12 protein-coding genes are annotated in these 9,668 nt (G+C 38.4%); 1 reads left to right on the plus strand and 11 read right to left on the minus strand.

Annotated elements, in window-relative coordinates:
• Positions 1 to 61 precede the first annotated feature (61 nt).
• A complete protein-coding gene (locus ABGX27_04255) occupies positions 62 to 832 on the minus strand; it encodes a helix-turn-helix domain-containing protein (GenBank protein MEO2068704.1) in 771 nt (256 codons plus the stop codon).
• Positions 833 to 942: 110 nt separating this feature from the next.
• Here ABGX27_04255 and ABGX27_04260 point away from each other — a divergent pair, with 110 nt between their 5' ends.
• Positions 943 to 1,647, plus strand: a complete 705-nt coding sequence (locus ABGX27_04260; protein ID MEO2068705.1) for a C-GCAxxG-C-C family protein — start codon at positions 943 to 945, stop codon at positions 1,645 to 1,647.
• Between the two features lie 89 nt (positions 1,648 to 1,736).
• On the opposite strand, the gene ABGX27_04265 is transcribed toward ABGX27_04260, so the two are convergent.
• From ABGX27_04265 to gmk, 10 genes are all read right to left on the minus strand, one after another.
• Complete coding sequence (locus ABGX27_04265; GenBank protein ID MEO2068706.1) at positions 1,737 to 2,360, minus strand: 2-oxoacid:acceptor oxidoreductase family protein; 624 nt, start codon at positions 2,358 to 2,360, stop codon at positions 1,737 to 1,739.
• Complete coding sequence (locus ABGX27_04270; protein MEO2068707.1) at positions 2,357 to 3,205, minus strand: 2-oxoacid:ferredoxin oxidoreductase subunit beta; 849 nt, start codon at positions 3,203 to 3,205, stop codon at positions 2,357 to 2,359. The genes ABGX27_04265 and ABGX27_04270 overlap by 4 nt, the downstream gene beginning before the upstream one ends.
• 10 nt (positions 3,206 to 3,215) lie before the next feature.
• Positions 3,216 to 4,358: a 2-oxoacid:acceptor oxidoreductase subunit alpha gene (locus ABGX27_04275; GenBank protein ID MEO2068708.1), complete on the minus strand. Its 1,143-nt coding sequence runs from the start codon at positions 4,356 to 4,358 to the stop codon at positions 3,216 to 3,218.
• Between the two features lie 10 nt (positions 4,359 to 4,368).
• Positions 4,369 to 4,596, minus strand: coding sequence for a 4Fe-4S binding protein (locus ABGX27_04280; GenBank protein ID MEO2068709.1), 228 nt, complete (start codon positions 4,594 to 4,596; stop codon positions 4,369 to 4,371).
• A 13-nt stretch (positions 4,597 to 4,609) separates the two neighbouring features.
• Positions 4,610 to 5,512: a succinate--CoA ligase subunit alpha gene (gene sucD, locus ABGX27_04285; protein ID MEO2068710.1), complete on the minus strand. Its 903-nt coding sequence runs from the start codon at positions 5,510 to 5,512 to the stop codon at positions 4,610 to 4,612.
• A gap of 18 nt (positions 5,513 to 5,530) precedes the next feature.
• Positions 5,531 to 6,700 carry an ADP-forming succinate--CoA ligase subunit beta gene (gene sucC / locus ABGX27_04290; protein MEO2068711.1) on the minus strand — a complete coding sequence of 390 codons (1,170 nt, stop codon included), beginning with the start codon at positions 6,698 to 6,700 and terminating at the stop codon, positions 5,531 to 5,533.
• A gap of 126 nt (positions 6,701 to 6,826) precedes the next feature.
• Positions 6,827 to 8,059: a (Fe-S)-binding protein gene (locus tag ABGX27_04295; GenBank protein MEO2068712.1), complete on the minus strand. Its 1,233-nt coding sequence runs from the start codon at positions 8,057 to 8,059 to the stop codon at positions 6,827 to 6,829.
• Entirely contained in the window at positions 8,060 to 8,806 is a 747-nt protein-coding gene (locus tag ABGX27_04300; GenBank protein MEO2068713.1) for a dihydroorotate dehydrogenase electron transfer subunit, read from the minus strand.
• A gap of 2 nt (positions 8,807 to 8,808) precedes the next feature.
• A complete protein-coding gene (gene rpoZ / locus ABGX27_04305; GenBank protein MEO2068714.1) occupies positions 8,809 to 9,015 on the minus strand; it encodes a DNA-directed RNA polymerase subunit omega in 207 nt (68 codons plus the stop codon).
• On the minus strand, positions 9,008 to 9,661 hold the full coding sequence (gene gmk / locus ABGX27_04310; protein ID MEO2068715.1) for a guanylate kinase: 654 nt from the start codon (positions 9,659 to 9,661) through the stop codon (positions 9,008 to 9,010). Before gmk ends, rpoZ begins: the two co-directional genes overlap by 8 nt.
• Positions 9,662 to 9,668 lie beyond the last annotated feature (7 nt).

Consider the following 9,668-nt stretch of genomic DNA (forward strand, 5'->3'; position numbering starts at 1 on the left):
ACATAATAAGAGATGTTACAAGGCCTATTCTTATTATTAAAAGCAAGGAAGATAAGGAAGATTAGGACTTCTTAGATTTACATTCTTTCCATTCTTTGTCAAAGAAGAAGATGTAGGGTTTTATGATGGATTCATTTTCTGTATAAAGAGCGTTGGGAATGCCTTTTTCATCAAAGTACACTACTAAGAGTTTTTTATCATCTGTTAGAAGTAAATATTGACAACAAGCGGCTGTTTCGCAGTAATCTCCTCCCAACTTCCTTATTTCTTCCTTACAGGGCGTATCAAATTCTCCAATTGCATAAAGTTTTACACCTTTCTTTAGGTACTTATCCAGATTACCTTTACAACCTAAGGTAAACAAAGGTTTAATTCCTGCTATCTTCACAGTTTCTTTTGCAGAACTAATCATTGAGATTGCTTTATTTACTATAGACTCCTTGCCTTCCAAAATGAATACCTGAAACCCTTCGCTTGCAGCTGTTTCTACGCCTGGAACTTTTTCTTCAAGTTTATCTACAAGCTTTTTGAGATTGTCTTCCTTTATTTCAAATTCAAGTCTTAACTGTCTTATTCTATTGTTTAAAGCTTTTCTGATTGGAAAAGGAATGTACCTTTTGGGGATTGTGTTCTTAACTTGGAGAAACCCTTTTTTTTCTAATGATCTTAAGGCATCATAAATCCTTTGTTGGGGAATTTGAGCTTCTCTTGCTATCCTCGTAGCGCTTGCCTCACCAAGCAGTAAGAGTGCGTAGTAAGCTTTCGCTTCATAGGTGTTTAGATTGTATTCTTTTAAAAGTTTTATAACTTCCTCATCAAATTGTAATTTCATTCCTTCTCCAAACTTTCTAAAGTTGTTAAGATTAAATAATAGTGGAAAGTTGACATCTGACAACTTAAATGTTAAATTAACCACTAAAAGGTGGTGTGAAGGAGGACGTTATGGACAGAAGGAATTTTCTCTCTGCTGGTCTTAAGGTAGGACTGGGGGTTGCTGCTGGACTTACTGTTGGTAGCAAGGTTGCAGTAGCAAGTAGAAGCGAAAATTTACCCTATCCTTATGTAAAGCTTAATCCTGAAAAGGTTGCCAAAAGGGCTTATCACTACTATCACAAGGGACACTGTGCGTATTCGGTCTTTGCCTCTATTTTGGATGAGTTAAAAGAAAAAGTTGGAAGACCTTATACTTACATTCCTTCTGAACTCTATGTCTATGGAAAAGGTGGAATTGTTGGTTGGGGAACCGTTTGTGGAACTTTAAACGGTGCTTGTGGAATTATTTCATTAACATGTAAGGATTACGGTAAAGTTATAGATGCTCTCTTTGACTGGTATACAAAAACTAAACTACCAACTTTTGTTCCTCCAGGGAAAGCAGCTTATCCAACTAGCGTATCAAATTCTCCTCTTTGCCACGTATCTGTAATGAAATGGTGCAAAGCAGCAACAAATCACTTTGGTAGATACATTGCATACAATAGCAAGGAAAGGTCAGAAAGATGTGCAAGACTCTCTGCAAGTGTAGCTTATAAAACTGTAGAGCTTATAAATGCTTACCATGATGGAACTTTCGTTCCAGTTAAAATTAAAGGCTTCCAGAAGACAAAGATGGACTGTAGAGAGTGCCACTCTTTCTCTAAGTTTTAGACAGAAAATAAGAGATAAAAAAATTTAAGGGGAGCATTTGCTCCCCTTTTTTATTTAAAAAAGATCGGGAGGTGCCCGACCTCTCAAATTTATTTTTGAAGAGCAGCTTTTCCTAGTTTAACTCCTTCTAAGAAAGCGTTCTTGTTAAGTTCAATGAACCTTGATGGAACATTCTTTTCTATGGCTTTCAAGAAACTTTCCTCAGAAATAAGAGGTTTTCCATCAAACTGAAGAGAGTTTGCAACTTGGAAAACTCCGAGAGCTACAATGTTCATAACCTGTCTTCTTCCAAGAACTTCTGCAGCTGTTCTTGCAATAGGAGCAGATACTATCTTATACATGTTGCAATCAACGTTACATTGAACTAGATCTTCATCAACAATAACAAGTGCACCAGGTTTAACGTTTACGAGAATATCTGCGTCCTGTTCTCCACATTCAGCATCAAACTTAACAGGATTTTTCTTGATCATATCATCATAAGCTTCTTGAGACTGAATAATCACTGCATCGAGGTTAAAAGTCTTTGGAAAATCAATAGGTTCGTCAGAAATGACTACATCTCCAAGAGATACACCACTTCTCATTGCAGCACCATAGGTAGCTGTCTGAGTGGCGTTGAGTCCTTCTTCTGCTGCAGCGTTAGCAAGAACTACAGCAGCCAAGATAGAACCTTGACCAGCAGAACCTATAACTCTGACTTCATATCTCATTTTTCACCTCCGGAGAGCTCCTTAACCTTCTTCCAGTAAATCTCTGTGTATTCAGGTCTTGATGTATCGTGGTAGAGAACTCCTCTTGGTATCTTTCCAGCTCTCTTTTCTTCTGGGAGCTTTTCGTAAGCGGCTATTGGAAGAGTATTTTCCTTAAACCAGAAGTACATTTCCTCAGTGGACATTCTGTTCTTTCTTCCGTAAATGATTGTACAAGGAGAAAGAACTTCGATAAGAGAGAATCCTTTATGCTTAATACCGTCCATAATGAGCTTTTTGAGTTCCATTGCGTGGTATGCAGTTCCTCTTGCCACGTATGTAGCTCCGGCAGCAATTGCTACTTTAGCTATGTCAAACTGAGGCTCATAGTTTCCGTAAGGTGTTGTTGTTGCATAAGCACCTTTAGGAGTTGTAGGAGAAACCTGACCACCTGTCATACCGTAAATCCAGTTATTTATAAGAACAACTGTAACATCGATGTTTCTTCTTGCAGCGTGGATAAAGTGGTTTCCACCAATAGCAAGAGCGTCTCCGTCTCCAGTAAATACGATTGTTGTAAGTTCAGGTTTATAGAGCTTTAAACCTGTTGCTGCTGTGAGAGCTCTACCATGAGTGGTATGGAGTGTAAAACCGTCAAAGTATCCTGGAGTTCTGGAAGAACAACCAATACCGGATATCATCGCAACTTTATCATTAGGAATTCCAAGTTCATCAAGAGCCATACAGGTAGCTCTAAATGCTTGACCAATACCGCAACCAGGACACCAAATTGTTGGCATTTTGCTAAGTCTTAAATATTTAAAGTAAGGCTTTTTCTCTACAATTTTTTTCATAGGAATGTTCATTTTTAACCTCCTACTTAGCAATTTCCTCTAGTTTTTCAAGGATCTCGTGAGGATAGATCACATGCCCGTTAGCTCTATTCATTCTGAAGATTTCACATTCTCCCTTCGCGCATCTTTCAACTTCAAGAACGTACTGTCCCATGTTGAGTTCAGGAACAAGAATTGCTTTTACGTGTTTTGCAAGTTTGTTGAGGGTCTCTTCAGGAGAAGGCCAAATTGTAATAGGTCTGAATAATCCTGCTTTTATTCCTTTTTCTCTTGCAAGCTGAACGGCAGTTCTTGCAGATCTTGCAGTTGTTCCAAAAGCTACAATTGCAATCTCTGCATCGTCAAGCATGTATTCTTCATTCTTTTCAAGTTCAGGCTGGCGTCTTTTTACTTTTCTAATAAGTCTTTCTATTAATTCTTGGCACATTTCTGGATTTGTTGTTGGAAAACCTGTATAGTCGTGGTGAAGACCTGTAGCGTGTCCTCTATAACCTGGTGTTCCGTAATCTGCAATAGCTGGGACGTCGTCTTCTTCTGGTTTATATGGTAGATACTCTTCAGGTGGAACTGTTGGCTGTTTTCTTTTCCAAATTTCTATTTTGTCAGGAGTGAATTTGTCCATATCAACAGTTTCTCTCATGTGTCCAAGAACTTCGTCGAGGAGAAGAACTACAGGTGTTCTTAATCTTTCTGCCCAGTTAAAAGCTCTTATTGTTTCTTCCATTATCTCCTGAACGTTTCCTGGATAGAAGACAGGAATAAGTTTGTCTCCGTGAGTTCCCCAAAGAGACTGCATAATTTCCTGCTGTCCAATCTGTGTTGGAAGACCTGTAGATGGACCTCCTCTTTGAACGTCAACAACAACACAAGGAGCTTCTACCATGAAAGCAAGTCCTAAGTTTTCCTGTTTTAGAGAAAAACCAGGACCAGATGTAGCAGTCATTGCTTTTGCACCGGCCATAGAAGCACCAACAACTGCTCCCATAGCGGCAATTTCATCTTCCATCTGAATGAAAGCGCCATTATTTTTAGGAAGAAGTTCTGACATCTTTTCAGCAATTTCGGAAGATGGGGTAATTGGATAACCAGCGTAGAAGTCGCAACCTACCAAGATTGCAGCTTCTGCACAGGCGTGGTTTCCATACTTTAGTACAAGGTTTGCCATTTTTTCCTCCTTAAGCACTTTGGATTTCTTCATATTTTTCTGGAGTGAAGACGTAAATACAAAAGTCTGGACAGATCATTTCACACTGCTTGCAACCTATGCACTTTTCAGGAGCTACAACCTTCATAACAGCTTTTACTTTGTCAAGTTCAAGAACGTTTGTTGGGCAAACTGCTGCACAGATGTTACATCCTTTACACCATTCTTCTTTAACTACAACTACACCTTTTGCTGCCATAGTTTTCCTCCTTTTAGATTAGACCTCTTTCTTTTAGTGCCTTTTCCACCATTTCTCCGATTTCAGCTGGTGTATTACAAACGTAAGCTCCGGCAGCTCTTAGAGCTTCCATCTTGCTCTTTGCATCTCCTTTACCACCGGAGATGATAGCTCCGGCATGACCCATTCTTCTTCCAGGAGGTGCAGTTACACCGGCAATGTATGCAATTACTGGTTTATCAACATTTTCTTTTATGTATTCAGCAGCTTCTTCTTCCATTGTTCCACCAATCTCACCAATGAGAACTATTGCATCAGTTTCAGGGTCGTTGTTAAACATTTCTATTGCTTCTTTGTGGGTTGTTCCTGGAACTGGGTCTCCACCAATACCGATAACTGTTGACTGTCCAATACCTCTTTGGGTTAGCTGATAAGCAGCTTCGTAAGTTAAAGTTCCACTACGGGAAACGATACCCACTCTTCCTTTCTTAAAGATGTGTCCAGGCATAATTCCCATCTTACACTCTTCCGGAGTGATTACACCTGGACAGTTTGGTCCAACATACCTTACGCCTGTTCCTTCTAGAGCTCTCTTTACCTTAACCATATCGTTAACAGGAATTCCTTCAGTAATACAAATGATGAGCTTTATCCCAGCATCAGCAGCTTCCATTATGGCATCAGCAGCAAAAGCAGGAGGAACAAAGATTAAAGAAGCATTGGCTCCTGTTTCTTTTACAGCTTCTTCTACTGTGTTGAAAACGGGAACTTGATACTTTCCTTCATCATCTTGCCAGGTCATTCCACCTTTACCGGGAGTAACTCCTGCAACTATTTGAGTTCCATAGTCAAGACACTGCTTTGCGTGGAATGATCCTTCTTTTCCTGTAAGTCCCTGAACTACAACTTTTGTATTTTTATCTATAAGTACAGCCATTTTTTCCTCCCCTTTGTTTTATAGTTCACCTTTTGCAGCTTTTACAGCCTTTTGTGCACCGTCTGCCATGTCTTTAGCTGGAATGATGTTAAGGCCGCTTTCTTCAAGCATTTTTCTACCAAGTTCAACGTTTGTTCCTTCAAGCCTCACGATTAAAGGTCTATCAAGTTTTACTTGCTTTGCAGCTTCAATGATTCCACCCGCAATTCTGTCGCATCTTACGATTCCACCAAAAATGTTTACAAAGATTGCCTTAACGTTTGGATCAGAAAGTAAAAGCTTAAATGCTGCCGCTACTCTTTCTACGGTTGCAGTTCCTCCAACATCAAGGAAGTTCGCTGGCTCTCCACCATAGTACTTGATTGTGTCCATTGTGGCCATTGCAAGACCTGCACCGTTAACCATACAACCGATATTTCCATCAAGCTTAACGTAGTTGAGATCCCACTTCTGAGCTTCAAGTTCAAGAGGATCGATTTGAGTTGTGTCTTCAAGCTCTTGTATGTCTTTGTGTCTGAAGAGTGCGTTGTCATCAAAATCAATTTTTGCGTCTAGGCAAATAAACTCGCCTTCTTTTGTTTGAACGAGAGGGTTTATTTCTATTAAAGATGCATCAAGATCAAAATACATCTTTGATAAAGTCATTGCTATTTTTACAAACTGAGATAAAAGTTTCTTGTCTGTAATTCCAACTTTATAAGCAATCTTTCTTGCTTGATATGGTAGAAGACCGATTGCAGGGTCAATATGTTCTTTTATGATAAGTTCAGGATTGGTCTTTGCTATTTCTTCAATTTCCATTCCACCAGCAGCAGAAACCATTAAAACAGGTCTTGAAACTTCTCTATCGAGAGTTAGACCTACATAAAACTCTTTGTCTATGTTTACGCCAGCCTCAACAAGAACACAATTTATGGGAAGTCCTTCTGGGTTCTGATAGGTCTTGAGGCGATTACCTATCATTTCAGCAGCGATTTTTCCAGCTTCTTCTGGAGATTTTGCAAGTTTAACTCCACCCGCTTTTCCTCTTCCACCAGCGTGGACTTGAGCTTTTATTACAACTACAGGTGTTCCAAGTTCTTTAGCAGCTTCTTCGGCCTCGTGAGCGTTATGGGCTACGATTCCATTTGGGGTAGGTAATCCATACTTTTTGAAGATATCTTTTGCTTGATATTCATGTATCTTCATTCCTTTCCTCCCGCCTTTAAGTTGGGAAAAATTTTAACAAAATTTTTACAAATTTTTAACAGTATGATTACTAAGGCTAAAAAGGGGAAAAACCGGTTTTGGAAGGGTTTTTTTTAGGGAAAGATATTAGTCTTCTTTTATACACTCAGATAGAAAAGAGGCTATGTGAACTGACTTAACCTCTGAATCTATTCTTTCTAATCCTTCAGCAATGTTCATTACGCACCCTGGACATTCTGTAAGAACCATAGCACTTTTGGTTTTATCAATATTTTTTGCCTTTTTAAGTTGAATTTCTCTTGAAATCTCTGGATGGGACAGTTTAAACGTTCCTCCCATTCCACAACAGTTATCGGCTTCTTCCATTGGAATAAACTCAACATTTTCAACAGCTTTTAAAACTTCTACAGGATAGCTTCTTGGTATTTTTTGACCTCTAACTATATGGCACGGATGGTGCCAAGTAACTTTTACTTTCTCTGGATACTTCCACTTCCTTACCGTTTCGAGGTTTTCAAAAAGAACTTCTATTAACTCTTTTACCGGAATTGAAAGTTCCTTATACTCTCCCTTTAGGATGTGGCCGCAGGTAGCACAGGCGGAAACGATAAAATCTGCATCTACTTTATTTAAAGTTTCCAGGTTTTTCTTTTTCATTTTTTCGAAAGAATCTAAGTCTCCAGAGAAGAAAGCAGGAGCTCCACAACATCCTTGGTCTTTTGGGACAAAAACAGAATATCCTAAGGCATTTAGGACTTTTACTACGTCTTTTGCAGTTTCAACGTAAAAGTTGTTAAACATACATCCCGTAAAGAAGATAACTTTTCCTTTTTCTTCCTTTGCTTTGAACCACTTATCTTTATCGTTAAAAGGTTTAAAAGAAATTTGGGGAACTAAGACCTTTCCAAATCTTGGTAGCTCTATTGGCAGGAGTCTATTTTGGGGACTTTTAGATGATTTTGTAAGAACCCTTGAAAGATGGGAGAAGAGCTTTCCTGCAGTATCAAGGATTTTCTGGTTGGAAAAGACAGAAATTACAGCCTTCTTTTCTAGCGGTAATCCTACTTTCTTGTTGGCTAAACTTCTTGCAGAAATTATTATCTTTTCATAGTCAACAGACAAAGGACAGATTTCAGCACATCTTAAACAGGTTGTACAAAGGTTGAAAAACTCTGCAGCTTCTTTGTCAAGCTCTACCTTTCCTTTATTTATCATGTTGGCAAGAAAGATTTTTCCCCTTGCAACAGATGGCTCCTCAAAAGTAACGTTAAAAACAGGACAAACAGTCCTACACGAACCACAGCGTACACACTTTTCTAAAACTTCATCACTAACGCCAAGTATTTTCTTTTCTTCCATTTAAAAGATTACCTCTCTTGCGTTAAATATAGGCCCTTCTACGCAACATCTTTTATATCCATTAACTGTTTCTACAGTACAACCAAGGCACGCACCAACTCCACAAGCCATTCTTCTATCAAGGGATAAAAGACACTCTACACCTAACTCTATTGCTATATCTTTTACAGCTCTAAGCATTGGAGTTGGTCCACACGCAAGCCATTTGTAATCTTTAAACTTTTCAAGTTCGGAAGTTACAAATCCTTTTTTTCCAAAGCTTCCGTCTTCTGTATAGATTTCGAAATCAAGTCCATACTTTTCTAAAAACTCAAGACCTGATAAGTTGTCTTTATTCCTTTCTCCGTATAAAAACTTTACCTCTTTTCCATTTTCAAGAAACTTTCTCGCAGTTAAAAACAGTCCGCCAATGCCGATACCACCTGCTATAAAAAGGTATTTCTTAGCGTCATCCTCAAAATAGTTTCCAAGAGGTAATATAACGCTTACTTCTTCTCCTTTTTTAACTTCTGTTAAAAGAGAAGTTCCTCGTCCGTAAACTCTATAAAGAAAAGAAACAAAATTTCCCTCAACGTTAAAAATTCCAAGTGGTCTTCTAAGAAGTGGATCAAAAACCCTTTTATCCCTTACCTGGACCATTCCAAACTGGCCAGGTTTAATTTTCTCCAAAGTCCCTTTATCTACTTCTATAGTGAGTATGTAATCTTTTCCTGTTATGTGCCTATTTTCGACTACTTTAAACTCCATCTTTAATCTCTCTTAGCACAAATTTTTCCATTAGCGATTTCCATAAGTGCTATAACAGTTTTTTTGTGTTCCTCCCCTTTTTCATCTTTTCCGAAAGTGTAGTTATCGATTGTATAAAGGTGTCTTGCCCTTTTAGCTGCTACGTGAACAGTTTCGTAGTAGTTTCCAATATTTTCAACTACAGGTTCTAATGGAATTCTCTTAGACATCGTTAGCCTCCTTTATTAACTTCAAAATATTCTCATCCTTAACAACCTTTTGAATTTCGTTTTTTAACCTTTCCGTCTTACACTTTTCAGCCGTAATGATAGACTTTAATTTCTCAAAAGCAACCTCAAGAATGTCATTAACAACCAAATAGTCGTATAAAAACGCTTTCTTTATCTCTTCACGGGCAATTTTTAACCTTTTTCTTATCGTTTCTTCATCATCTGTCCCACGATTTCTTAGTCTCCTTTCAAGTTCCGAAAGAGAAGGTGGAAGAATAAATATTAAAACTGCTTCAGGAAAGTTTTTCTTTACGTTTAACGCCCCTTGTGTATCTATATCGAGTAAGATATCTTTACCTTCATTTAAAGCCTTTAAAACTTGGCTTTTTGAAGTTCCATAAAAGTTCCCGTAAACTTCAGCCCATTCTAAAAAGTCCCCTTCGTCTATCATCTTTTGGAAGGTTTCTTTATCAACAAAAAAGTAGTCTTTCCCGTTTACTTCTCCGTTTCGTGGTTTCCTTGTCGTGTAAGATATCGAAAACTCTAAGTTTTTAAACTCATCAAGAAGCATCTGACACAACGTTGTCTTTCCTGTTCCGGAAGGAGCGGATATTACGATTAAGAGACCTTTCAACCTATCGGGCATACAGCCT

Source organism: Desulfurobacteriaceae bacterium, assembly GCA_039832905.1.
Taxonomy (GTDB): domain Bacteria; phylum Aquificota; class Aquificia; order Desulfurobacteriales; family Desulfurobacteriaceae; genus Desulfurobacterium.

Coding starts and splice junctions, on each gene's coding strand:
- ABGX27_04275 (MEO2068708.1), bottom strand. CDS start 4,358: ATGGCAAACCTTGTACTAAAGTATGGAAACCACGCCTGTGCAGAAGCT.
- sucD (MEO2068710.1), bottom strand. CDS start 5,512: ATGGCTGTACTTATAGATAAAAATACAAAAGTTGTAGTTCAGGGACTT.
- ABGX27_04270 (MEO2068707.1), bottom strand. CDS start 3,205: ATGAACATTCCTATGAAAAAAATTGTAGAGAAAAAGCCTTACTTTAAA.
- sucC (MEO2068711.1), bottom strand. CDS start 6,700: ATGAAGATACATGAATATCAAGCAAAAGATATCTTCAAAAAGTATGGA.
- ABGX27_04265 (MEO2068706.1), bottom strand. CDS start 2,360: ATGAGATATGAAGTCAGAGTTATAGGTTCTGCTGGTCAAGGTTCTATC.
- ABGX27_04280 (MEO2068709.1), bottom strand. CDS start 4,596: ATGGCAGCAAAAGGTGTAGTTGTAGTTAAAGAAGAATGGTGTAAAGGA.
- ABGX27_04295 (MEO2068712.1), bottom strand. CDS start 8,059: ATGGAAGAAAAGAAAATACTTGGCGTTAGTGATGAAGTTTTAGAAAAG.
- ABGX27_04260 (MEO2068705.1), top strand. CDS start 943: ATGGACAGAAGGAATTTTCTCTCTGCTGGTCTTAAGGTAGGACTGGGG.
- ABGX27_04300 (MEO2068713.1), bottom strand. CDS start 8,806: ATGGAGTTTAAAGTAGTCGAAAATAGGCACATAACAGGAAAAGATTAC.
- rpoZ (MEO2068714.1), bottom strand. CDS start 9,015: ATGTCTAAGAGAATTCCATTAGAACCTGTAGTTGAAAATATTGGAAAC.
- gmk (MEO2068715.1), bottom strand. CDS start 9,661: ATGCCCGATAGGTTGAAAGGTCTCTTAATCGTAATATCCGCTCCTTCC.
- ABGX27_04255 (MEO2068704.1), bottom strand. CDS start 832: ATGAAATTACAATTTGATGAGGAAGTTATAAAACTTTTAAAAGAATAC.